This is a genomic window from Arthrobacter sp. U41 (assembly GCF_007679325.1).
Lineage (GTDB): Bacteria > Actinomycetota > Actinomycetes > Actinomycetales > Micrococcaceae > Arthrobacter.
Window position 1 is genome coordinate 300,691 of sequence record NZ_VEGI01000004.1, and the last position, 23,564, is coordinate 324,254.

The window sequence follows — 23,564 nt, forward strand, 5'->3', positions numbered from 1 at the left end:
GCGGTCTAGGGCCTAACGTCCCGCAGACACGTCCTTCACGGTCTTCCGTCGGCGCTTGGTTTTTGGTGGGATGCTGAGCCCGGAGACGGAGACGGCCAGGACCGATGCGAGGGTCAGCGCCGATGCCGGAGCGAAAACGGTCCACGGGGCGCGTTCGACGTACGCCATTCCCTCAGCGAGGACCAGCCCCCAGTCGGGGCTGGGCGGGTTCGCGCCCAGGCCGAGGAATCCCAGCGCTGCCAGGGCCAGGGCCGTCCCAGGAAGGCGGAGCATCGCGTGCCGGAAAAGAGGTCCGATGATGTGCGGCAGGATGTGCCGTACCAGGATGCGTGCCCGTCCCACGCCGAGAACCGGCAGGACCGCGACGAACGGCAGGGTCCGTGCCTGTTGGGTCAGGGCCGAGGTGTGTGCGGCCAAAGGCGCCCAGCTCACGAGCGCCACGGCCAGGGCGGCACCCCCGATGGATGCACCGGAGATCGCCGCGACGATGATCCCGGTGATCACGGGCGGCGCCGCGTTGGCCACCTCGAGGGGACCTGTTCCCAAGCGCGGCAGTGAGCCGATCAGAATGCCGATCACCAACGATACGAGGACGACGGCGAGGGCTGTGCCCACGGTGGAGACGGTGCCGTGTCCCACGCGTGCCAGCAGATCACGTCCGCTGGCATCAGCCCCGAAGGGCAGGGTCCAGCCCGGCGGCGCGAGGCGGGGATGCGCTGAGGCGAAGGGATCACGAAGAACACCGGCAAGAGTGATCAATCCGAGGAGCAGCGCGGCGCCGAGGGGCACTGCGAGCTCGCGCCGGTGGAACGCGGGAGGCACGACGGCGACGGGAACGACGCCCAGGCGCCCGGCAGGCCCCAGGAGTGCCCGGCGGACCAGTGCCGCGAGCGTCCCGGCCAGGATCGCCAGGACGAGCAGGGCAAGGACGCCGGCCTGCAGCACGGGGATGTCCTGCGAGGTGGCGGCACCGAGGGTTGCCCGGCCAATTCCCGGGATGGCGAAGACCCGCTCGACGGTCACTGCGCCGCCGGTAAGTCCGACGATGACGAGGGCTGCCTGGCTGGAGACGGTAGGTAACGCCCGTCGCAGGAGTCCGACGGCGATCTGTCCGCGGGTGAAGCGGGCGGACAGCCATGCCGAGACCCATTGTTCGTCGCCGGCTGAGCTGACGGCGTCGGCGAGCAGCTTGCCCATCAGCCCGCCGGCCGGCAGTCCCATAGCCAACGACGGCAGGACAGCGTAGTGCAGGCCCAACCACCCCGACGGCGGGAACCAGCCGAGCCAGGCCGCGCCGATGACGAGGAACAAAGACGCCAGAAGGAACTCAGGCAGGGAAGTCGCCGTCGTCGCGAGCAGTCCTGCTCCGCGGCGGCGCTCACCCCTGGAGGCGCGTAGCAACGAAGGTAGGGCGAACAGCCCGGCGACCGCGAGCGCCACCGCGGCGGCGCAGATCATGAGCGTCACCGATACACCCAGCGCAGCGAGTGTTCCGGGCAGGACAGGGGAGGTGGAGATCCAGGACCGGCCGAAGTCTGCCGTGAGGACCCCGGAGAACCAGTCGACGAAGACCAGGACCGGGCCCCGGTCAAGACCGAGTTCGGCGCGGACCATCGCCAGCGCTTCCGGTGTTGCTTCCAAGTCGGCGTAGCGGGCCCGGAGGACCGTGTACTCGGGGCGTTGTCCGGACAGCCAGGGCAGCATGCCGATCACCACGACGACGGCCAGCAGTGCCCCTGCCCGTGACAGGCCTACCAGAAGGGCGCTGGCAGGAAGACGCGTCACTGCTTGACGCGGGTGTCGCCAGTGACGAGGGTCCGCTCGCGTGGGTCGCGGGCGGCGCCCTCCACGCCTGCCGTCTCGCCCTGGATGACACGCTCGTGCAGCATCGGGATAGCTGCGTCGCGGGAGAGGATCTCCGCTTCGGCCGCGATGATCGCTTCCCGCCGTTCGGCCCCTGCCGGCAGTGCCGCCGCCCTCCGCAATGCCTCATCCACCACCGGATCGCAGAACTGCGAGATGTTGAAGGATCCCTCACACGCGAAATCGCTGTACATGTAGGCCACCGGATCACCGGAGTCGAGCACTGTGGCCCGGGACAGGATAAACGCATCGAACGCACCATCGAGGGCGTCAGCCTCGATGAACTGGTACTCGCGCACGTCCTGCTCGACGATGAAGCCCGCCGCCTCGAGCTGCTGCTCGAGCTGCACGGCGACCTCGGGAAGTTCTGCGCGGTCGGTAAAGGTACCCAGACTGATCCGCGCCCCACTGATCGCTGCCGGTTCGGCCCGCTCCGCGAGGATGGCCTGGTAGTCGTCGTCGCGTAGCGCCGACGCCCAAGGCAGTGCGGGGCCGAGGAGCCCTTCAGCGGCGTCCGCCCGTCCCTCGTACACGTTGGACACGATCGTGGCCCGGTCAATGGCCTCGCGGGCGGCGGCACGCACGGCGGGGTCTTTGAACGGCCCTGATTCTGTATTGAGGTACAGGGTGTTCGTGCGTGGCATCGGCACTTCGAACACGAGGTCCTCATCGATCTGCGCCACCTGGCTGACAGGGATAGCTTCGACGACGTCGGCGGTCCCGGTACGCAGTGCCGCGGCGCGGGCGGTGCCGTCCGGCACGAACTGGACGTCGATTCCGGCGGCGGCAGCGGAGGCACCCCAGTAGTCCTCGTTTCGGTTCAGGGTCGCCCCTGACGTGCCATCGATGGCGGTGAGAACGAACGGGCCGGTCCCGGTGCCCACAGGGTCGACCGCGTCACCTTCATACGCCCTGGCAGCCAGGATGGAAAGCTGGGGGCTGGACATGCGCTGCGGCACGAGAGGATCCGCCACAGCGGTCGTCACAGTTACCGTCATCTCCTCAGTGGCGGCGGCGGTCAGGTCGACGCCGTCGAGGATCCGCGGAGTAGGGGACGCTTTTGCGGCCGCGGCGAGCGAGCGTGCCACGTCCTCGGCAGTCAGCGGGGTCCCGTCGTGGAAGCTGACCCCGTCGCGGATGGTGAACGTCCATTCCGTCGGTGCCGTCTGCTCCCATTCCGTTGCCAGCGCCGGCTGCGCCTCACCGAGCTCATCGAGGACGACGAGTGTTTCCGCCGTGGACCAGCGTGAGAGTTTGAAAGCGTCATCGCTCAACGGGGTGAGGCCCGAGCGGGGTGGCTGGAGCATCGCGATGGACACACGATCATCGCTGTCCCTGCCCGTGGCTGGACCCGACGCGGACGATGCGGACGAGAAGCAACCCGTCAGTGCGAGGCAGCTGATGGTCGAGACGGCGAATAGGGCGGGAGTGCGGCGGTAGGTCATGACTGATCCTGTCGAGAGAGGGGGTCGGGAAAAAGAAGTGGGACGGGGAGGAACCGGGGAAGGAATGCTGCTGCGGCGGCGGCAAGGAGGACAAGGAGCATCCATCCGGAGCCGCTTCCAAGGGTGTCGCGCAGCACTCCGATCAGACTGTTGCCCAGCAACACGGCGACGCCGCCACAACTGGCAAGAAGACCGTCGTTTCTCGGAGGAGCGGTATCAATCATCGGACGACGGCGCCCTGGGCCAGCCGTGCGGCATTAAGCTCGCGTGTCATCGCGTGCTGCGGGTTGTTCAGGATCTGCCCGGTCGGTCCTTCTTCCACGATCCGGCCGTCGGCGAGCACTGCGGTCCTGGCGCAGAGGGCAGCAATGGCGTCAAGGTCGTGGGAAACAAACAGCACTCCCAGGCCCTGCTCACTGATCAGCATCTGCAGGACGTCCAGCACCTGGTTGCGCAACGGCAGGTCCAGTCCGCTCACAAGCTCGTCCGCGAGGAGGATCGCAGGGGAAACCACCAGGGCGCGGGCGATCGCCACACGCTGGTTCTGGCCACCGGACAGCTCGAACGGCCGTCTACCGGAGGCGGCCGCGGGGAGCTCCACCCGGCCGAGCGCATCGCGGATCCGTGCGGCGTGCTGTCCGTCGACGCCGAGGCAGACGAGAGGTTCGCGCAGGAGCTGTTCGACCGTCAACCGTGGATCGAGGCTGCTTGCGGGGTCCTGGGGCACGTATTGCACCTCTCGCCGGAACCAGCGCAATGACTTCAGCGAGCCGGGGCGGATGATCCGGCCGTGCAGGGTCACCGAACCCGAGTCCGGCGTCTCGAGGGCCAGCAGTGTACGCAGAAGTGTCGACTTTCCGGATCCGGAACTGCCAACAAGTCCAAGGCTGCTGCCGGGGGAAACGTCCAGTGATACACCATGGAGAATTTCCGTGGACACCCTGCGGCGGAACGCCCGCCCGGGCCGCGTCAGGGAAAGACTTATTTCCCGGGCGGTAAGGGTTGAGGTCATGCGGTCGCGGTCCTTCCACGCGCGACTGAATGCCGTGCCGATTCCATCAGCGCACGGGCATCAACATGAGCGCTACTACCGGCAAGGTGCGAAAAAGAACCATGGTCAAGCACCGTCCCGTTATCGATGACGACAGCCCGGGAGCACAGGGTAGCCGCCGCAGCGACGTCGTGCGTGATCAGCAGGATGCCGGCGCCGGCCTCCGCGGCCCTGCGCAAAGCCGCTAGGACAAGCTGCTGGGAGACAACATCGAGCGCCGTCGTCGGCTCGTCCGCGATCAGGAAAGCCGCACGGCAGGCAAGGGCCTGGACGATGCACACCCGTTGCCTTTGACCACCGGAGAGTTCCATCGGGAAGCTCCGCAGGACACTCCGAGGATCAGCGAACCCGACCTCCTCAAGCATCGACGCCGCCCGGGTCGCAGCCGCCGCCCGGATCGCAGCCGCTCCCGATCGCAGAAGGACAGGGATGAGCTGACGGTCGATGCGCACCAGCGGGTGAAGAGCCGTCAGAGAATCCTGGCGGACAGCGGCAACACCCGGGCGGATCCTCGTCGCCAGAAGGACGCCCTGACCCTGAACCTCCAGGTAGCCGCTGGCCCTCGCGCTTCCCGGGAGCGAACCCGTGAGGGCCGAAGCCGTCAGCGATTTGCCCGAACCGGAGGCCCCGACCAATGCCACGACTTCACCGGGGTCAAGCGACAGCGACACATCTTTCACCACCGGGCGGTCATTGATGCTGACCGCAAGGCTCTTGAGGTTAAGACTCACCACGCACCGCCCTATTTGCTAACGATTCTCATTCTCATGAAGGGTAACTGATGATGAGCATGGTTCTCAAAATGAGTCGAATCGGCTGTCAGCTTCCGTCTTAGCCCGTGATCCGCCCGGCGAGGGCAGAACAATCTTGCGCGCCTCAACCGTGGCGTGGCAGTAGGTGACGGGCCCGTGGCTCCGAGTCCAGCCAAAACAAAACCGCGCCGCCACCGGGATAATTCCCAGTAGCGGCGCGGTTCAATGTGGGCCCCCTGTCGGATTCGAACCGACGACCCCCGCTTTACAAGAGCGGTGCTCTGGCCAACTGAGCTAAGGAGGCATTCCTGGGCGCCGGCCGTCACCGGGCCACGTTGCGGGACCCGGCGCCATGGCGCTAGATAAGGTTAGCCCACGGATGCCCGGTGATAAAAACAGGCCCGGCTCCGGGAGTATCCGGAACCGGGCCTGCGGTTATGCAGGGGTCGTGTGCCGCTTACTTCTTGGCGTCGATGGCCGTCTGGAGGAATTCCTCGAACGGGGTCTGGGCGCTCTCGCCCTTGCCCCACTGCTCGCCCTCAACAAACACGGTCGGCGTCCCGGTGATACCGATGGACGCAGCCTGCTGGGTGGTGTACTTCACCCACGGGCGGAAGGTCTTCTCGTCCACGCACGTCTCGATGCTCTTGGCCCCGACGTCGGTGGCCATCGTCTTCAGGTCGTCATCGGAGATGCCGGCGCCGCCTTCTGCGGGCTGCTTCTCAAAGAGAACATTGACAAAGTCGGCGTACTTCTCCGGCGATTCGTTCACGACGCAGGCTGCCGCGTTGGCCGCGCGGGAAGAGTAGTTAGTGGTGGAACGGGTGTCCAGGAAGCCCAGCGGGCGGTACTCCACGGTGATTTTGCCTTCGTTGCGAAGGCTCGTCAGCGTCTCGTTGTACTGGGTCTCGAAGTTCTTGCACACGGGGCAGATGAAGTCGATGTAGAGGACCACCTTCACCGGCTTGCCGGCCTCGGCTTCAGCACCGGGCGCGGTGACCGTCGCCGGCGGAGTTGCTGCCGGGGCGGGAATGTCGGCGACGTTGACGGTGGCCGGTTCGGTCTTCGCCACTTCCGTGTTGGCCAGTAGCGTGACGCCGCCGTACACGTTGCCGTTGGCCGGGGTGGGTCCCTCGTCCGCAACCGGGGCGTTGTTCTGGATGTTGGAGGTGACCACCAGTGCCACCACCACAATGATGGCGACGACGGCGGCAACAATGCCCCAGCCGATCAGCAGCTTGTTGCGCTTGTCCTTCTTCAGCTGCGCTTCGCGGATCTCACGGGCTTTCTCGCGGGCCGCGGCAGTTCGCTCTGATTTGGACTGACGGGGTTCGTTTGCGGGGCTCATTAGTTCCTCGGGTCGATCGGCCGGTGGGATCCACTGGGTGGCAATTCATCATTTTAGGGGAGAAAACTGGGAAGTTGCGCTTTCAACCTTCCCCCACGCGTCCCAACGGACGAATAGCACAGAAGATTCCGCCCGGCTAGGGTGGAGAAGAGCCACGAGCAATCCCCAGGGGGCACCAATGCAGGCCACGAAACACGCCGAATCGGATCCAAAATCCGCACGCGCATCCGCGCACGGCACTGCCGCACGCGGCGGCAGCGACACCGCTCCGGACGCGCATTATGACTTCATGGTGGTGTCCAACCGCCTGCCGGTGGACCGCTGCTCCCCGGACGAGCCAGGTTGCGAGGACGGCTGGCGCCGCTCCCCCGGCGGCCTGGTCACCGCCCTGGCACCCATGATGACCAAGACCGACGGCGCCTGGGTCGGCTGGCACGGCGCACCCGATGAGCATGTCCAGCCCTTCAGCCATGGCGGCATCGACCTCGTCCCGGTCCAGCTGAGCACGCGTGACATCGAACTCTTCTACGAGGGCTTCTCCAACGCCACGCTCTGGCCGCTCTATCACGACGTGATCGCCCCGCCGGAGTTCCACCGGACCTGGTGGGACTCCTACCGGAAGGTCAACCGCCGGTTCGCCGACGCCGTCATCCACCACGCCAGCCCCGGCGCCACCGTCTGGGTCCAGGACTACCAGCTCCAGCTCGTCCCCAAGATGCTGCGCGAGGCGCGCCCTGACCTGAAGATCGGGTTCTTCAACCACATTCCCTTCCCGCCGCCGGAGATCTTCGCGCAGCTGCCGTGGCGGCGCGCCATCATCGACGGGCTGCTCGGCGCCGACCTGGTGGGGTTCCAGCGCAGCAGCGACGCCGGCAACTTCATGCGCTCCGCCCGCCGTTTCCTCGGCGCCAGCGTCAAGCAGCAGCAGGTCCACGTCAAAGGCAGCGACGGCGAAACCACCCATATCGCCCGCGCCCAGGCGTTCCCCATCTCGATCGACGTCCAGCAGATCAGCGAACTCGCCCGGAAGCCTGAAATCATCGAGCGCGCCAAGCAGATCCGCAAGGACCTCGGCAACCCCAAGACGATCCTGCTCGGCGTCGACCGGTTGGACTACACCAAGGGCATCCGGCACCGGCTCAAGGCCTACGAGGAACTCCTGGCGGACGGCAAAGTTTCGGTGGAGGATGCCGCCCTCATCCAGGTCGCCAGCCCCAGCCGCGAACGGGTGGAGCAGTACCGCCTGCTCCGCGAAGAGGTTGAGGGCACGGTGGGCCACATCAACGGCACGTACGACACCCTGCAGAACACCGCCGTCCGCTACCTGCACCACAACTACCCGATCGATGAGATGGTGGCGTTGTACCTGGCCGCGGACGTCATGCTGGTCACCGCCCTGCGGGACGGGATGAACCTGGTGGCCAAGGAATACGTCACGGCACGGACCAACAACGACGGCGCCCTGGTGCTGAGCGAATTCGCGGGCGCCGCGGACCAGCTCAAGCAGGCCCTGCTGATGAACCCGCACGACATCGACGGCCTCAAGGACACCATCATGAAGGCCGTGAACATGCAGCCGGCGGAAGCCGCGCGCCGGATGCGTTCCATGCGCAAGCAGATCCTGGACCACGACGTCGATCTTTGGTCCTCCGACTTCCTGACCGCGCTGGAAGAAAAGGTCATCCGCGATGACTCCTGAGCTGTCACCGGAGCAGACCCCCCTGTCGCTGTCCCCGGACCTGCTGGCGGCCATCCGCGCCATCGCCGCGACAGAGCACCTGCTGGTCGCGATGGATTTCGACGGCACCATGGCGCCGCTGGTGGATCATGCCGGGGATGCGCGGTCCCTTCCGCGTTCGGCGGCGGCGTTCGCCGCGCTCACCGAACTTCCGCGGACGACGACGGCGCTCATCTCCGGCCGGGCGCTGGACAGCCTGCGGGCGGTCGCCTTTCCCCCTGAGAAGACCCTGTTGATCGGCAGCCACGGCGCCGAGGTCTGGATGGGCCCCGGGTCCGCCGAGCTCGAACTCGATGACGACCGTCGAGCCCTGCTCGCAGAGGTCCGGCGCGAGCTGGAGGGCATCGTGGACGTGGCGCCGGGCACCCTGCTGGAAGACAAGCCTGCCGGCGTCGTACTGCACACCCGGCTGGCCGCGGACGCCGTCGCCGCGGACGCCGTCGCGGCGGCCCGCGCCGTCCTGCAGGACCGGCCCGGCGTTTTCCTGAAGAGCGGCAACCGCGTGCTGGAGACCTCCGTGATCCATGCCTCGAAGGGGGAGGGCATTGCCTTCCTGCGCCAGGCCGCCGGCGCGACCGCCACGATCTTCGCCGGCGACGACACCACTGACGAGGACGCCCTGGCCCGGCTGCTCCCCGGGGACGTCGGCGTGAAGGTGGGCCTGGACTTCACCCAGGCCCAGTTCCGGATTGAGGCCCCGGTGCACGTTGCCGAGCTGCTGGAGGCCCTGCTGCGGGAGCGGAAACGCGCCCTCGGCGTGTGACCCTATAACTCATTCCGGGCCCGGAGTTGGCCGAATCACATGTGACATCTGCAACATTTTGGCCCATTTGGCAAAAATCTGACATACTCTAGGTTGTGATGTGGCGCACAAGTACCGTGCGGCGTCATTGGATACTCCTCGGCTTCGGCCGGGGAGTATGCGCCCGACCAGGTGCTGACAACTGAATTAACAACTGAACAATAAGACCATTCACTACGGATCGTCCGGCACGTACCTGCCGGTGAAGGGATTGATAACTGTGGCTACAGTTACTTTTGATAACGCAACACGTCTGTACCCGGGCACGGAAAAGCCCGCTGTTGACAAGCTCAACATTGAAATCGCCGACGGCGAATTCCTGGTCCTCGTTGGACCCTCCGGCTGCGGAAAGTCGACCTCCCTGCGCATGCTTGCAGGTCTCGAGGACGTCAACGCCGGCCGGATCCTGATCGGCGACCGCGACGTAACTGACGTTCCCCCCAAGGACCGCGACATCGCCATGGTTTTCCAGAACTACGCCCTGTACCCGCACATGACCGTTGCGGACAACATGGGCTTCGCGCTGAAGATCGCCGGCGTCAGCAAGGAAGAGCGCGCCGAGCGCGTCCGCGAGGCCGCCAAGCTCCTGGACCTGGAGCCCTACCTGGACCGCAAGCCGAAGGCACTCTCCGGCGGTCAGCGCCAGCGCGTCGCCATGGGCCGCGCGATCGTGCGTAACCCGCAGGTCTTCCTCATGGATGAGCCGCTGTCCAACCTTGATGCCAAGCTCCGCGTGCAGACCCGCACGCAGATCGCGTCCCTGACCCGCCGCCTGGGCGTCACCACGGTCTACGTGACCCACGACCAGGTCGAGGCCATGACCATGGGCGACCGCGTCGCCGTGCTGAAGGACGGCCTGCTGATGCAGGTCGACACCCCGCGCAACCTGTACGACAAGCCCAAGAACGTCTTCGTGGCCGGCTTCATCGGCTCCCCCGCGATGAACCTGCTTGAGCTGCCCGTCGTCGACGGCGGCGTGCAGTTCGGCGGCACCGTGTACCCGGTACCGCGCAATGTCCTCGAAGAGGCCCACGGCAAGACCGTCACGCTCGGTTCCCGCCCGGAAGACCTCGAGCAGGTCGCCAAGGGCGACGGCCTCCAGGTTGAGGTCGACGTCGTCGAGGAACTCGGCGCCGACGCCTACGTCTACGGCCACACCACGCTGGACGGCACCAGCCACGACATCGTGGCCCGCGTCGACGGCCGCCGTCCCCCGATGAAGGGCGAGTCCATCTGGGTCCGCCCGCAGTCAGGCCACGTTCACCTGTTCGACACCAAGACGGGTCTGCGCCTGGGCGACTAATCCCCACCCACCGGCCTACCCCGCGTGATGTATCCGACGGCGGTCCTCCTCACTGGAGGGCCGCCGTCGGGCGTTAACTGACGCTGCTGCCCGCCTTCGTTAGGGCCGGCGCCCTGAGTACGGAAGAATTGGTACATGACCGAGCGAAACTCCAGCACCGAGGACAACGGCGCCCAGTGGCACGACGAACCCACCGACTACGGTCAGATCGGCAAGCTGCCCCGGTTCGAGGCCGCCAGCGCCAATGACAGCAAAGGTTCCGTGGCCTCAAGTTCACTGAGCATCACGGCCGCCGCCACCGAACCGGAGCTCCTGGACCTGCCGTGGCACATCGCCTTGGAGGACTGGCCGGCGGAATACCTCGCCGCCCTCCCCCGCGGCATCTCCCGCCACATTGTGCGCTTCGCCCACCTGGGCGGCTCGGTCATCGCCATCAAGGAAACCTCCGAACACGTGGCCCGCCACGAGTATCACATGCTGCGCAAGCTCGCCCGGCTGGACGTCCCGTGCGTGGAACCGGTCGCCGTTATCACCGGGCGCACCACTCCGGAGGGGAGGCCGTTGAACCCGGTGCTGGTGACCCGGCACCTGAAGTTCTCCATGCCGTACCGCGCGCTCTTCTCGCAGATGCTGCGCAAGGACACGCTCACCCGCCTGATCGATGCCCAGGCCCTGCTGCTGGTCCGCCTGCACCTGATCGGTTTCTACTGGGGCGACGTTTCGCTGTCGAATACGCTCTTCCGCCGCGACGCCGGCGCGTTCGCCGCGTACCTCGTGGATGCCGAAACGGGCGAACTGTATCCGGACCTTTCCACGGGCCAGCGCGAATACGATCTTGAAATCGCCCGCGTTAACATCGCCGGCGAACTCATGGACCTGCTCGACGGCGGCCTCATCGAGGAAAAAGTGGACCCCGTGGCCACCAGCGAACTCATCATGGACAGTTACCGCCGCCTCTGGACCGAGCTGACCGAGAAGGAATCGTTCGAGATCGGCGAGCGCTGGCGGGTGGCGGCCCGCATCCGGAAGCTCAACGAGCTTGGCTTCGACGTCGAGGAATACGCAATCAAGACGACGCAGAACGGCTCCACCATCCAGCTCCAGCCCAAAGTGGTGGACGCCGGCCACCACCAGCGCCGCCTGCTGCGCCTGACCGGCCTGGATGCGCAGGAAAACCAGGCCCGCCGGCTCCTGAACGACATGGACTCCTTCCGGGCGGACAACAACCCCGGAATGGACGAGGAATACAGCGCCCACCTGTGGGTCAGCCAGATCTTCGAACCGATTGTCCGGTCCATCCCCCGCGACCTGTCCGGGAAGCTGGAGCCGGCGGAGGCCGTGCACGAGATCCTGGAGCACCGCTGGTACATGTCCGAAAAGGAGAACCGGCACATCCCGCTGGCCGAAGCCGTGCAGTCCTACATTGACTCCGAGCTGCGCCACCGCCGCGACGAGGCGGCCATCATGCTGAACCCGGACACGGGACTGCTCAAGATCCTGGAAGTCGAGACCGAGGAGTCGCGCTACGGCGCCGACGAATCCATCGACGAATACCCGGACGCCGACGACTAGGTTCCCAGCGGACCGTCCGCCGGTCCGCAAGTTTCTGGCACAGCCGGGCTAGATCGCTGTGCCGGGCTAGATCGCCTTGCCGGGGTTCAGGATCCCGGCCGGGTCGAAGAGTTCTTTGATCCTGCGCTGCAGTTCGCGAACGGGCTCCTTCTGCTCCAGGCCGAGCCAGCGCAGCTTGAACTGTCCGATCCCGTGCTCACCCGTGATGGTGCCGCCCATCGCGAGTGCCACGGTGATGGATTTGTCCAGTGCCGCGCCCAGCCGCTCCATGGCGTCGGCGTCGACGCTGTTGTCCACCCGGTCCACCCAGAAGGTGGGGTGCAGGTTCCCGTCGCCGGCGTGCGCCACCACTTTGAGCTTGACCCCGTTCGCCGCCGCCATGGCCTCCAGCTCGGCGACGTAGTCCACCAGCCGGGAGCGCGGGACGGCGACGTCCTCGCCCACGCGGTATTCGTCGTCGACCTCCACTCCCCGGCTGTTGCGCCGCAGGTCCACCAGCTGCTCCGCCTCCGCGCTGGCCTCCATGGTCACCACGGCCCCGCCTGCAGCCAGGACGGGCCGGATGGCTGCCGCCTCCGCGGCCGCGCCGAAGCCGTCGGTCTGGATCAGCAGGAGCGACTGCCCCCTCGCGGCGAGGTCCGAGCCGTGGATCTCATCGAGCTGGGCCAGGGTGCCGCTGTCGAGGAGTTCCATGATGGCCGGCTGCACGCGCGCCTTGCCCACGGCGAGGACACCGGCCGCGGCGCTGCGGAAGTCCGGGTAGAAGGCGGCCACCGTGTGCACGTCCTGCGGGAGGTACTTGAGCCGCACGGTGATGCCGACAACGATCCCCAGCGTCCCCTCGGAGCCGACGAACAGCGCGGTGAGGTCGTAGCCGGCGACGCCCTTGAACGTCTGGTGCCCGGTGTGGATGACCGAGCCGTCCGCCAGCACGACGTCGAGCGCCAGCACCGACTCCCGGGTCACCCCGTACTTGGCGCAGCGCAGGCCGCCGGCGTTCGTGGCCACATTGCCGCCGATGGTGGACTGCCGGAAGCTGGCAGGGTCCGGAGCATACATGAGGCCGTGGACCGCGGCGGCGGCGTTGAGGTCGGCGTTGACCACCCCGGGTTCCACCACGGCGGTCTCATCATCCGGGTTGAGGTCCAGGATGCGGTTCATCCGTTCCAGGCTCAGCACAACACAACCCTTGCTGGCGTGCGCGCCGCCTGACACGCCGGTGCCGGCGCCGCGGGCCACCAGCGGAACGCCGTGGGCGGCGCAGGCGCGGACGGTGGCCTGGACGTCTTCGACCGACTCGGCATGCACTACGGCCTGCGGCTGCTGGTAGTCCAGCACCGGCGCCTGGTCCACGGCATAGGCGGTCAGGGTGGGCGCGTCCAGTGCTACTTTCGCCGGGCCAAGGGCAGAGGTGAGCTCTTCGATGATGCTCATGCGGTCTCCAGTTCGTCGAATCCGGCCTTCAGTCTAAGGCTCGGATCCCCAACGAAGGGCTAGGGCAGGGCGGTCCCGGGCAGCACCCACACCCCTGCCGCGGGGCCGCGGGTGCGGATCAGGGCGGATGGGGCTCCGCCATTCGCCGTGACCTGCCCGCTGGCGGCGGGAGTGGTGTTCACGAGACCGGCGTCGACGCTGCCGGTGTCGATGAGACCGGTGGCGAATGCGGGGGCTTCCGCGAGGGCCTCGAGCTGGGCGCAGGTGAGGGTTCCCGCCGGCAGGGCCACTTCCGCGGCGTCGCGGGCGGCGACCACCAGCACGGAGCTCCCTGCCGCCTCGCGCACGAATGCGAGGGCGTCCCCGTGTGCGTACAGCCAGCGGATGCCTCCGCCGGTCAGTGCGGGCTGGTCCCGGCGCAGGCCGGCGAGTGCGGCATAGTCGTCGCGGAGGTCGGCCAGGACCCGGTCCGGATCGTTCCATGGCATCGGCGTCCGGGAGGCTTCGCCGTTGTGGCCCTTGAGCCCGAATTCGTCGCCGGCGAACACCACGGGGACGCCGGGGAGGGTGAACATGAGCACCGCGCCGAGCCGCTGGCCGCCGTCGATCATGACCGTGGCGGCCCGGGCGGTGTCGTGGCTGTTCAGCGCGTTCATGTTCTGCTGCCGGACGTCCCAGCTGAAGGCGGCCGCCAGGTCCAGGTGGGTGGCCAGGAAGTCCTCTGCGCCGGTCCGGTTGGGGCCGGGCAAGGGGGTGCCGAAGAAGTTGACGTGTGGGGCGTCCCCGGCGAGCCAGGACCACAGCGGCCGGGTGAAGTTGGAATACGTCATGGCGCCGTGCCAGTGTTCCCCGCTGAAGTCCGGGGCGGCGTCGTTGGTGGCCTCGGCCAGCAGTGCCGCGTCCGGGTTGATCTCCCGGACCCGGTCAGCGATCAGCCGGGCAACGTCGTGGTTGAGATCCGTGGCCCCGAGCCGTCCGGTCATGTTCCCGACGTCGATCCGCCAGCCGTCCAGGTTGAAGGGAGGCTTGAGCCAGCGGGCCACGGGAGAGTCATCGGCCAGGACGAACCTTTCCCTGAGCCCCTCCGAGGTCCAGTTCAGTTTGGGCAGCGAGGGGACGCCGTACCAGGATTCGTACCCGGTGTGGTCGTCGTTGAAGTAGTAGTAGCCCGCCTCCTCGGAGTCCGGGTCGGCGAGGGCGCGCCGGAACCATTCATGGGCGTCGCCGGAGTGGTTGGCGGTGAGGTCTCCCATCACTTTCAGGCCGCGGGCGTGGGCCGCCTCAACGAGTTCCACCAGAGCCTGATCGCCGCCGAGGAGCGGATCCACGAAGGCAAAGGTGGAGGCGTCATAGCGGTGGTTGGAGCGCGCCGGGAAAAACGGCGTCAGATAGATGACGTCGGCGCCCAGCTGCTGGATATGGTCGAGCTTTTCGATGATGCCGCCGAGGTCCCCGCCGTAGAACTGGTACGGCGTCCGTGGGCCCGCGCCCTCCACCGGTGTGGTGTCCCAGCTGCACGGCACCGCCCAGTCCGGCACTGCCTGGTCCGCGGCTGGCTGCTCCGCGGCCCGGTCTTCCGGGGAACCGTGGCCTCCAGCGGGCTGCTCCGCGCGCCGGTCTTCCGGGGAACCGCCCCCGTCCGGCCCCGCGGAGCGGGCAAAGCGGTCCGGGAAGATCTGGTACATCGTGCCCCCGCGGAGCCACTCCGGTGCTGCCGGGAACGTGGTGAGGCGGAAGTCCGCGTAGTCGGAGACGTCCCGGCTGAAGATCCCCTGTGCGTTCAGGCTCCAGTAGCGCAGCCCCCCGGCCGCAGCGCCGGAAGCCGCGGCAGCAGACGCGCCGCCCGCGTTGCCGGCCGCGCCGCCGTCAGGCTCCAAGTGCCCGTCCGGCACCTCCAGCAGGAAACGGTACCGGGCCACCGGGTTGGTGACGGTCATGGGCGCCTCCCACCAGACCCAGCCGTCCGCCTCCCCCAACTCCGTGCAGGGCTCATAGCGGGGTTCGCCGTCCTGGATCGAGCGGAGCCACACCCGGGTGGCGCGTCCCCAGCCGGCGGGAACCCGGACCCGCAGCAGGGCCTCGTCGCCGAGTGCCACCTGCTGCGGGGCGTGCAGGCCGGACCCGTCGTGGTGCGGCAGCGGCCCTGCGATTCCCTGCCCTGGCATGCCCGGCATCGCCATGCCCAGCCCCGTCATGCCTAGCCCTTCACCGAGCCCTGGGTGAGGCCGCTGACGATGTAGCGCTGCAGGAAGAGGAAGAGTGCCATGACGGGCACCGCGGCGATCACGGCGCCGGCGGCGAAGACACCCCAGTTTTCGGAGCGCTGCTGCGCCACGAAGGAATAGAGCCCGACGGCGAGTGTCTGGCTGTCCGGGTCCGTGAGCACCACGCTGGCGATCACGAACTCGCCGGAAATGCCGATGAAGGACAGCAGGCCCACAACGGCCAGGATCGGCGTGACCAGGCGCATGATGATGCCGAAGAAGATTTGCGTGTGGCTGGCGCCGTCGATCTTGGCTGCCTCGTCGAGGGACTGCGGGACGGTGTTGAAGAAGCCGTACATCAGGTAGGTGTTCACGCCCAGGGCACCGCCCAGGTAGACCATAATGAGGCCCAGCTGGCTGCCGAGGCCCAGTGCCGGGATGACCTCGGAGATGCCGCTGAGCAGGAGGAAGATGGCGACGACGGCGAGCAGCTGCGGGAACATCTGCAGCAGGAGCAGGCTCAGCAGCCCGATCCGGCGGCCCTTGAAGCGCATCCGGGAGAACGCGTACGCCGCCATGGCGCCGAGGAACACGGTGGCCGCGGACGTTACGACGCCCACCACCATGGTGTTGACGAACCAGCGGGCGTAGGGCCGCGAGGGGTCGTTGAACAGTGCGGTGAAGTTGCCGAAGTCGACCCGGCTGAAAAGCGCGTTGGAGCCTACCAGCGTGCCGGTGGAGTTGAACGCCGCGGAGAGGACGTAGAGCAGCGGGAAGATCGCGAAGAGGGTTACGGCGATGCCGACGAGGTGCCGCCAGCCTTTGTCCTTGAACCAGACGCCGAAGGAACGCCGGCGCGCCAGCGCCTTCAGGTCCTGGGCCGTTGTAGGGCCCGTTGCGGTGTGGTCCGTTGCGGTGTCGTCGACGGCGGCCGGAGCCTTCGCCGGGCTGACGGTGCCTGGTGCTGACCCGTTCATGAGTTCACGTCCTCGAGTGCCTTGGTCTGCTTGAAGCTGATGGCCGAAACGGTGGCCACGATGATGAAGATGATGATGGCCAGGGCGCTGGCGAGGCCGTAGTCACGCCCTGTCCCCTGCCCGAACGCCACCTTGTACACGAGCGTGATCAGGATGTCCGTGGCTCCGATATCCCGGTCGGTGTCCGCGAAGCGCGGGCCGCCGCCGGTCAGCATGAAGATGACGTTGAAGTTGTTGAAGTTGAAGGCGAAGGAGGAGATCAACAGCGGCGCGATGGAGACCAGCAGCAGCGGCAGCTTGATGGAGCGGAACACACGCCAGGGTCCGGCGCCGTCCATCCGGGCGGCTTCGTCCAGCTCCGTGGGCAGCGACTGCAGTGCGCCGGTGCAGACAAGGAACATGTAGGGGAAGCCGAGCCAGAGGTTGACCACCAGCACGCTGATCTTGGCCAGGGTGGGGTCCGTGAGCCAGCCGATGGTGGCGCCGCCCAGCAGGGTCTGGTTGAGCCAGCCGAACTGCGGGTTGAGGATGCCGGACCAGACCAGCCCGGAGAGGAAGGCGGGGAAGGCGTAGGGCAGGATCATCAGGATCCGGTAGATCTTTTTGCCCTTCAGGTCCTCCCGGTTGAAGGTCATCGCCAGGAAGAGGCCCATAGCGAAGGTCAGCGCCACGGAGGCGACGGCGAAGGTGAAGGTCCAGAGGATGACGCCCAGCAGCGGCCCGCGCAGGCTGGGATCGGTGAAGGCGCGGGCGAAGTTATCCATGCCGACGTCGATCTTCCAGCCGGTGGTCAGGGTATCTCCGTTGCTGGCCGCGAATGCGCCCTTGCCGTTGTCCTGGTAGACAGTCCCGGATTCGGTGTCCGTGAAGGTGTCCGCGGCGGCGTCGTAGGTCAGGGCCGGCTTGAACTGGTAAGCGTTGCTGCCGTCCGCCGTGCGGAGTGTCCCGTCGGCGGGGTCGTCGGAGACCGGGACCGTGATGGCCAGGATGCTCTGCTGGTTCGCGACGATCTCCTGGAAGTTCAGGGTCCGGTAGCCGTCAACGGCGTTGGCCTTGCCGGTGGAATCCGTGCCGGCGTCGGAAATTTCCTCAAGGGGGGTTTCCGTGTTGCCGAGCGAGACCCTGCCGTCCGGGTCGGTGAACAGCAGGTAGAAGGAATCGCCCTTGGCGAGGACAGCGGCCTTGTAGGCCGGGGAATCGGGGACGCGCTTTTGCGCGGTGAGCTGGATGGCGGCGATCGCATCATCCTTGGTGCTGTTGTGCCCGTCGCCGTAGTTGGTGAACGCGATGTAGCCGCTGAACATGACCACAAAGACCTGGAAGACCAGCAGGAACAGGACGCCGGGGGCCAGGTACTTGGCGGGGAGCCCGCCCGTGCGCAGATAGATCCAGTTGATCACCAGCACGACGGCGGAGGAGACTGCCAGCGCACCCCACGACTCGCTCAGGAAAAGCATCATGAGGACGTAGACGGCCAGTGCGTCCACGAGGCCCAGCAGCACGATCTTGGCGACGGTGCCCTTGGTGGTGTCCGGGCCGAAGCGTCGGCGCTTCTTGACCGGACGGGCGGGCCGCCCGGCGGCGCCGTCCGGGGCTGTTGCCCTGCCCTTTGCGGCGGCCTGGTCGCCGGCCTGGCGGAGTTCGGTATCTGTCATGGCTGTCTACAGTCCTTGGGAGCAGCTGGTGGTGGTGCAGGAACGGGCCGGGCGGCATCGCTGCCGCCCGGCCCGGTGCCGGTTCGTGACGCGTGCCGGATTATTATCGGAGCGTCAGGATCCGGCGCGGGGACTAACCCGCGATTTTGGTCTTGATGCTGGCGGCCATCTTGGCCCAGTCGGCGGCCGGGTTGCCCTGGCCCTTGATCAGGGCGAGCTCAGTGGCTCCCCAGTCAGCCCAGACTGCGCTCATTTCCGGGATGGCCGGCATCGGGACGCCGGTTGCGCCGATCTTGCCGAACGCTTCTACGACGGGGTCGCTGGCGGCCTTCTCGAACGAGGACTTGAGTGCCGGCGGACGGCCTCCGGCCTTGTACATGGAGTCCTGGGCTTCCTCGGAGGTGAGGTAGTTGGTCACGAACTCGTTGGTGGCCAGGGCGTTGGCGCTCTTGGCGCTGATGAAGAAGCCGTTGACGCCGATGAACGGCTGGGCCGGCTTGTCGCCGGCGGTCGGCAGCGCGTCCACAGCGAACTTGATGCCCTTCTTCTGGACGTCCGGCACGTTCCACGGGCCCGTCAGGTAGTACGGGGACTCGCCGGCCAGGAACTTCTCCTTGGCGATGTCACCGGTGATGTTGGAGTTGATGATCTTCTCACCGGCGTCGCCCCAGGCGGCCAGCTTCTTGGCGAACTCGACGCCGGCGGCGTCGCCGATGAGGAGCTGCTTGGGATCGTAGCCGCCGTCGGCGCTCTGGCCGAAGATCTGCGAGCCCATGGAGGCCTGCAGCGGGTACAGGTGGTACGGGTCGCCCTGCTTCGGGTCCATGCCCACCAGGAACGGGAACTTGGCCTTGCCGTCGGCTACGGCCTTCTTGCCGTTGGCGATGACTTCGTCGAAGGTGCTGGCGGCGTCCGGCACGATTGCCGTGTTGCGCAGCAGCGCGATGTTTTCGATCGCGTACGGGACGCCGTAAACGGAACCGTTGAAGGTCATGGCCTTGACCGAGGAATCCTGGAAGGAGTCCGTCTTGTCGCCGAGCTCAACCGGGGCGATCACACCGTTCTGGACGAACTTGCCCACCCAGTCGTGCGGGCCGACGATCAGGTCCGGGCCTTTGCCCGTGGGAACCTGGGTGATGAAGTCGTCGCGGACTGCCGCGAAGTCCTTGACCACGAGCTTCACGTCGATTCCGGTTTCAGCCTTGAACTTCGCCGTGATGTCCTTCAGGGCGGGCGAGCGCTCGGCGTCAACCCACATGGTGATGGTGCTGGCACCGGAGGCCTTGAGGTCCGGCTTGGCCGTGGCCGTGGCGGGGGCGGTGGCTGCGGCGCCGCCGCAGGCGCTCAGCGCCAGCGCGGCAACTACGGAGATTGCGCCGGCCGTGAATACGCGGCGGCTGGTCCCGGTTGTGAGGGTGTTCTGCACCTTCATTGGTGTCCCTTTCATAAATCCTGCATCCACGCTGAAGGCTGAGTCCGGGCTCTGGTGAAGACTCCGGAGGCCTGGTGGCATCGTCGGTGATGTGGCTCACAGCTGCAAGCGCTTCCAAGGTACATGCTGAACATGACTTTGGAAAGTCACCTTACCGGCGAGTATGGAATACGGCCGAATTGAACGCCCGGAAGCCGTGCCCTGGGATGGACCCGCAGTTCAGTGCGCTGGCGCCGCGGGGCGGCACGCGGCCTCTCGGTGACGCTAAATAAGATTTGCGGCGATTCCAGCTGGAAGCGTTTTCATTTTCCACGGTTCGGCCTTACGATTACCGGCATGTCCGTTGACTCAGCACTCACCGCCCCCGCCGTAGCAGCCGCGCCGCTGACCGGTCCCTTGACACCGGTGCACGCCGCCGATCACCTTCCCGGCTGGTGGCGTTCAGCCGTCATCTACCAGGTCTACCCGCGCTCCTTCCGGGACTTGAACGGGGACGGCATCGGCGACCTCGCCGGCATCACCGCCGAGCTTCCGCAACTGGCCGAACTGGACATCGACGCCGTCTGGCTTTCCCCGTTCTACCGTTCGCCGCAGCGCGATGCCGGCTATGACGTCAGCGACTACTGCGACGTCGACCCCCTGTTCGGCACTCTCGCGGACTTCGACGCGATGATGGCCGAGGCCACGCGGCTGGGCCTGCGGATGATCGTGGACCTCGTGCCCAACCACTGCTCGGACCAGCACGTCGCCTTCCAGGCAGCCCTGGCAGCTCCTGCCGGCAGCCCGGAACGGGACATGTTCATCTTCCGCGACGGCCGCGGCACCTATGGTGAAGAACCCCCGAACAACTGGGAATCCCACTTCGGCGGCCCGGCATGGACCCGGATCACCGAACCGGACGGCGCACCCGGCCAGTGGTACCTGCACCTGTTCGACACCTCCCAGCCGGACTTCAACTGGGACAACGACGCCGTGCACGAGGAATTCGAGCGTGTCCTGCGCTTCTGGCTGGACCGCGGCGTGTCCGGTTTCCGCGTGGACGTGGCGCATGCCCTCGTCAAGGCTCCCGGCCTGCCCGAGTGGGGCGGCCGCGCCGACGGGAACAGCTGCGACGGCTTCCCGGGCCATGACGCTCCGATGTTCGGCCAGCCCGCCCTCCACGACATTTACCGCAAGTGGCGGCGGATCCTGGCTGAATACGGCCCGGACCGCATCCTGTGCGCCGAGGCGAACGTGGACCCGCTCCCCCGCCTGGCCGACTGGGTCCGGCCGGATGAAATGCATCAGGCATTCAACTTCCCGTACCTGCACGTCGGACTGGACGTCCACCGCATGCGCGGTGTCATTACGGAGTCCCTGACGGCGCTGGATTCCGTCGGAGCACCCAGCACGTGGGTTTTGTCCAACCACGACGTCGTCCGGCACGCCACCCGCTTCGGCTACGACGGCCGTGCCCCGCGCGACGGCGACGGAATCGGCAGCTTCGATCCGCAGCCGGACGAGGCCTTGGGCCGCTCCCGGGCCGCGGCCGCCTCCCTGTTCATGCTTGGACTCCCCGGCGGCGCGTACCTGTACCAGGGCGAAGAGCTTGGCCTGCCCGACGGGATCGACATCCCGGACAGCCAGCGGCAGGACCCCACCTTCGCCCGCACGGGCGGCGAGCGGCTGGGCCGTGACGGCTGCCGCGTGCCGCTGCCGTGGCGCGCCGCCGAACTCCACGCCGGATTCGGCGACGGCGCGGCGCCCTGGCTTCCGCAGCCGGCGAGCTTTGCGGAACTGGCACGTGACACCCAGGCTGCCTCGCCGTCGTCGCACCTTAACCTCTACCGGCGCATGCTTGCCCTGCGGCGCGAGCTGGGACTCGGGCAGGGTTCGCTCGCCTGGGCTGAGGAATGGTGCACGGACACCTGCCTGGCGTTCCTGAACGGCACCACCCTGGTGGTGGTCAACGCAGGGAACGAACCTGTCGATCTTCCGGCCGGACGGGTGCTGTTGCGCAGCTCCCAGGATGCCACCGAGGACAGGGCCGAGTCATCTGGAGAGGCCGGCTCCGGGCATCGGTTAGGCTCAGGAGAAACTGTTTGGCTGGAAATCTACATCGAGGACGCGGAGAGCTAAGAATGCCCGGCATCAAGGACGTCGCGGAGCGCGCTGGCCTCTCCATAGCCACCGTTTCGCGGGCCTTGAGCGGCAAAGGGAACGTCTCGGCCCGCAGCCGTGAACGCGCCCGGAACGCCGCGGCCGAACTCGGGTTCGTTCTCTCCTATCACGCCTCCAGCCTGGCCTCCGGGCGGAACCACAACGTCGGCGTGGTGGTTCCGTCCGTGCACCGCTGGTTCTTCTCGTCGGTGGTGGAAGGTGTCTCGGCCACCCTGCTGGACGCGGGATACGATCTCACCCTCTACAACGTCAGCGGGGGGCAGGAACGCCGCCACAGCGTCCTCAACGACTTCCTGCTCCGCAAGCGGGTGGATGCCGTGATTGCGGTGTCGCTGGAACTCAGCGAGGCCGAGATCCAGCAGCTGCTCGCCATCCATCGGCCCATCGTCGGCATCGGCGGTCCGCTGCCGGGGGCCTCGACCATCCGGATCGACGATTCCGGCATCGCCCAGGCCGCGGCGCGGCACCTGATCCAGCTGGGCCACAGCAAGATCGCCCATATGACCGGCGATGCCGCCTACGAGCAGGATTTCCGCCTTCCCGGCACCCGGCAGGCCGGTTTCAAGAAAGCCATGAACGATGCGGGGCTGGCGGTCCGTCCCGAGTGGCAGATCTCCGCCGACTTCACGATCCAGGGTGCCTACGCCAGCGCCCGGTGCCTGCTGGGCAGCTCCGTGGAGCGGCCCACGGCGGTCTTCGCCGCATCCGATGAAATGGCTATCGGCACCATTCTGGCCGCCCGCGACTTCGGGCTCCGCGTGCCGTACGACCTGTCCGTGATCGGCATTGACGGCCACGAACTCGGTGAAGTCTTCGGGCTCACCACCATCGACCAGGACGCCCGCGGCCAGGGTGCGCTGGCTGTCCGGCGCCTGCTGGACGGGCTCGACGGCGGTACTGACACCGAGGCGGCCGACACCGAGTTCCCGACGCACTTCGTGATCCGTTCCAGCACGGCAGTTCCGCCAGCGGACCCGGCTCCGGCGCGCTAGGCGCTAACGCTCCCCACTGCGGCGCCTTCCTGCCCAGTTAGTTCTTCCTCAGCCCGGATGTCCTGGCAGAAGCCCCCGGAAAGACGGGGAGTTCTCCGGTTGCCGCGGACCGGCCGGCTTAGCAACCGGGCAGGAACGCGGCCACGCAACTGTGCGCGTGGCTCCTAGGCGCCGTCGCCGCCCATAAAGCGCACAAAGCGGTCCAGCACCCCGGGCCAGCCGGCGGCGTACTCCGCCCGCGTGGCCGCAGGGTCCTCGGCGCCTTCCCAGCCGCTGTGCACCAGCCGCAGCTCCGTACCGCCCTCGACGGCACGGAACGCCACACGCAGCTCCGTGGACCACACCGCGGATGATCCGGGGTGCCAGCTCGCGTGGAAGGAGAGCGGGGGCTGCCAGTCGTCGATGGATCCCCAGATGGCCGTCCTGCCGTCGTCTGCGCTCTCCAGGATCAGGTTCTCCTCGAACTCCACGTAGGAGCCGGCCCCGAACACACTGTGCTCCTCCAGCGGCCACCAGAGGTGCGTGTGCTCGGTGAAACCGACAAAGGCCCGGGCGACGGCCCCCGGCACAATGACGGTATGGACGAACGGGTCCAGCCCCTCTCCCGGCGCCGGTTCCGGCGTCTCCGGGGCATCAGAGGGTGCGTGGCTGAAAAGGTTATCCATGGGCACCAACTCTACCCGCGGGCGGCCGGCGCGGCCGCTCAGGGCCGGTGCCGGTGCCGGAATGTGGGTTAAATGCGGGAGGACCCCCAACATTGTTGGGGGTCCTCGACCTTAATGATGTTCCGGCGGTGACCTACTCTCCCACACCCTCCCGGGTGCAGTACCATCGGC

At 67.2% G+C, this 23,564-nt stretch carries 17 protein-coding genes and 1 tRNA gene; 6 read left to right on the top strand and 12 right to left on the bottom strand.

Features of this window, described 5'->3' with window-relative positions; all coding sequences use genetic code 11:
- Window positions 1–12: 12 nt before the first annotated feature.
- The 6 genes from FS787_RS14240 to FS787_RS14265 form a co-directional block, all read right to left on the bottom strand.
- Window positions 13–1,785: an ABC transporter permease subunit gene (locus FS787_RS14240; RefSeq protein ID WP_260982564.1), complete on the bottom strand. Its 1,773-nt coding sequence runs from the start codon at window positions 1,783–1,785 to the stop codon at window positions 13–15.
- Complete coding sequence (locus FS787_RS14245) at window positions 1,782–3,308, bottom strand: ABC transporter substrate-binding protein (RefSeq protein WP_144673268.1); 1,527 nt, start codon at window positions 3,306–3,308, stop codon at window positions 1,782–1,784. The genes FS787_RS14240 and FS787_RS14245 overlap by 4 nt, the downstream gene beginning before the upstream one ends.
- 220 nt (window positions 3,309–3,528) lie before the next feature.
- Window positions 3,529–4,320 (bottom strand): ABC transporter ATP-binding protein, encoded by a 792-nt coding sequence (locus FS787_RS14250; RefSeq protein WP_144673270.1) that lies wholly within the window; start codon window positions 4,318–4,320, stop codon window positions 3,529–3,531.
- Window positions 4,317–5,090, bottom strand: coding sequence for an ATP-binding cassette domain-containing protein (locus tag FS787_RS14255; RefSeq protein WP_186329202.1), 774 nt, complete (start codon window positions 5,088–5,090; stop codon window positions 4,317–4,319). Before FS787_RS14255 ends, FS787_RS14250 begins: the two co-directional genes overlap by 4 nt.
- Before the next feature lie 251 nt (window positions 5,091–5,341).
- Window positions 5,342–5,415, bottom strand: a tRNA-Thr gene (locus tag FS787_RS14260).
- A gap of 153 nt (window positions 5,416–5,568) precedes the next feature.
- Window positions 5,569–6,459, bottom strand: coding sequence for a DsbA family protein (locus tag FS787_RS14265; protein WP_144673274.1), 891 nt, complete (start codon window positions 6,457–6,459; stop codon window positions 5,569–5,571).
- A 178-nt stretch (window positions 6,460–6,637) separates the two neighbouring features.
- Between FS787_RS14265 and FS787_RS14270 the strand changes: the two genes are divergently transcribed.
- The 4 genes from FS787_RS14270 (at window position 6,638) to FS787_RS14285 (ending at window position 11,874) form a co-directional block, all read left to right on the top strand.
- Window positions 6,638–8,158, top strand: a complete 1,521-nt coding sequence (locus tag FS787_RS14270; RefSeq protein ID WP_144673276.1) for a trehalose-6-phosphate synthase — start codon at window positions 6,638–6,640, stop codon at window positions 8,156–8,158.
- Window positions 8,148–8,960, top strand: a complete 813-nt coding sequence (gene otsB, locus FS787_RS14275; RefSeq protein WP_144673278.1) for a trehalose-phosphatase — start codon at window positions 8,148–8,150, stop codon at window positions 8,958–8,960. The genes FS787_RS14270 and otsB overlap by 11 nt, the downstream gene beginning before the upstream one ends.
- Window positions 8,961–9,219: 259 nt before the next feature.
- Complete coding sequence (locus FS787_RS14280; RefSeq protein WP_144673280.1) at window positions 9,220–10,302, top strand: ABC transporter ATP-binding protein; 1,083 nt, start codon at window positions 9,220–9,222, stop codon at window positions 10,300–10,302.
- A 135-nt stretch (window positions 10,303–10,437) separates the two neighbouring features.
- Complete coding sequence (locus FS787_RS14285; RefSeq protein WP_144673282.1) at window positions 10,438–11,874, top strand: DUF4032 domain-containing protein; 1,437 nt, start codon at window positions 10,438–10,440, stop codon at window positions 11,872–11,874.
- A gap of 66 nt (window positions 11,875–11,940) precedes the next feature.
- Here FS787_RS14285 and FS787_RS14290 read toward each other — a convergent pair whose 3' ends face one another.
- From FS787_RS14290 to FS787_RS14310, 5 genes are all read right to left on the bottom strand, one after another.
- Complete coding sequence (locus tag FS787_RS14290; protein ID WP_144673284.1) at window positions 11,941–13,308, bottom strand: FAD-binding oxidoreductase; 1,368 nt, start codon at window positions 13,306–13,308, stop codon at window positions 11,941–11,943.
- Between the two features lie 59 nt (window positions 13,309–13,367).
- Entirely contained in the window at window positions 13,368–15,503 is a 2,136-nt protein-coding gene (locus FS787_RS14295) for a glycoside hydrolase family 13 protein (RefSeq protein WP_260982565.1), read from the bottom strand.
- A 2-nt stretch (window positions 15,504–15,505) separates the two neighbouring features.
- Window positions 15,506–16,489, bottom strand: a complete 984-nt coding sequence (locus tag FS787_RS14300) for a sugar ABC transporter permease (RefSeq protein ID WP_144673286.1) — start codon at window positions 16,487–16,489, stop codon at window positions 15,506–15,508.
- Window positions 16,486–18,144 (bottom strand): ABC transporter permease subunit, encoded by a 1,659-nt coding sequence (locus FS787_RS14305; RefSeq protein WP_144673288.1) that lies wholly within the window; start codon window positions 18,142–18,144, stop codon window positions 16,486–16,488. The genes FS787_RS14300 and FS787_RS14305 overlap by 4 nt, the downstream gene beginning before the upstream one ends.
- Window positions 18,145–18,277: 133 nt before the next feature.
- Window positions 18,278–19,576: a maltose ABC transporter substrate-binding protein gene (locus FS787_RS14310; protein WP_144673290.1), complete on the bottom strand. Its 1,299-nt coding sequence runs from the start codon at window positions 19,574–19,576 to the stop codon at window positions 18,278–18,280.
- Between the two features lie 336 nt (window positions 19,577–19,912).
- On the opposite strand from FS787_RS14310, the gene FS787_RS14315 reads away from it, so the two are divergent.
- Both FS787_RS14315 and FS787_RS14320 read left to right on the top strand, forming a co-directional pair.
- Window positions 19,913–21,694 carry an alpha-amylase family glycosyl hydrolase gene (locus FS787_RS14315; protein WP_144673292.1) on the top strand — a complete coding sequence of 594 codons (1,782 nt, stop codon included), beginning with the start codon at window positions 19,913–19,915 and terminating at the stop codon, window positions 21,692–21,694.
- 2 nt (window positions 21,695–21,696) lie between these two features.
- A complete protein-coding gene (locus FS787_RS14320; protein ID WP_144673294.1) occupies window positions 21,697–22,728 on the top strand; it encodes a LacI family DNA-binding transcriptional regulator in 1,032 nt (343 codons plus the stop codon).
- Between the two features lie 164 nt (window positions 22,729–22,892).
- On the opposite strand, the gene FS787_RS14325 is transcribed toward FS787_RS14320, so the two are convergent.
- Complete coding sequence (locus FS787_RS14325; protein WP_144673296.1) at window positions 22,893–23,393, bottom strand: SRPBCC domain-containing protein; 501 nt, start codon at window positions 23,391–23,393, stop codon at window positions 22,893–22,895.
- Between the last annotated feature and the right edge of the window lie 171 nt (window positions 23,394–23,564).

Bases quoted from the DNA above. Each gene is read 5' to 3' on its own strand.
- FS787_RS14310 (WP_144673290.1), bottom strand. From the start codon at position 19,576: ATGAAGGTGCAGAACACCCTCACAACCGGGACCAGCCGCCGCGTATTC.
- FS787_RS14305 (WP_144673288.1), bottom strand. From the start codon at position 18,144: ATGACAGATACCGAACTCCGCCAGGCCGGCGACCAGGCCGCCGCAAAG.
- FS787_RS14250 (WP_144673270.1), bottom strand. From the start codon at position 4,320: ATGACCTCAACCCTTACCGCCCGGGAAATAAGTCTTTCCCTGACGCGG.
- FS787_RS14265 (WP_144673274.1), bottom strand. From the start codon at position 6,459: ATGAGCCCCGCAAACGAACCCCGTCAGTCCAAATCAGAGCGAACTGCC.
- FS787_RS14300 (WP_144673286.1), bottom strand. From the start codon at position 16,489: ATGAACGGGTCAGCACCAGGCACCGTCAGCCCGGCGAAGGCTCCGGCC.
- FS787_RS14325 (WP_144673296.1), bottom strand. From the start codon at position 23,393: ATGGATAACCTTTTCAGCCACGCACCCTCTGATGCCCCGGAGACGCCG.
- FS787_RS14245 (WP_144673268.1), bottom strand. From the start codon at position 3,308: ATGACCTACCGCCGCACTCCCGCCCTATTCGCCGTCTCGACCATCAGC.
- otsB (WP_144673278.1), top strand. From the start codon at position 8,148: ATGACTCCTGAGCTGTCACCGGAGCAGACCCCCCTGTCGCTGTCCCCG.
- FS787_RS14320 (WP_144673294.1), top strand. From the start codon at position 21,697: ATGCCCGGCATCAAGGACGTCGCGGAGCGCGCTGGCCTCTCCATAGCC.
- FS787_RS14295 (WP_260982565.1), bottom strand. From the start codon at position 15,503: ATGACGGGGCTGGGCATGGCGATGCCGGGCATGCCAGGGCAGGGAATC.
- FS787_RS14285 (WP_144673282.1), top strand. From the start codon at position 10,438: ATGACCGAGCGAAACTCCAGCACCGAGGACAACGGCGCCCAGTGGCAC.
- FS787_RS14270 (WP_144673276.1), top strand. From the start codon at position 6,638: ATGCAGGCCACGAAACACGCCGAATCGGATCCAAAATCCGCACGCGCA.
- FS787_RS14290 (WP_144673284.1), bottom strand. From the start codon at position 13,308: ATGAGCATCATCGAAGAGCTCACCTCTGCCCTTGGCCCGGCGAAAGTA.
- FS787_RS14315 (WP_144673292.1), top strand. From the start codon at position 19,913: ATGTCCGTTGACTCAGCACTCACCGCCCCCGCCGTAGCAGCCGCGCCG.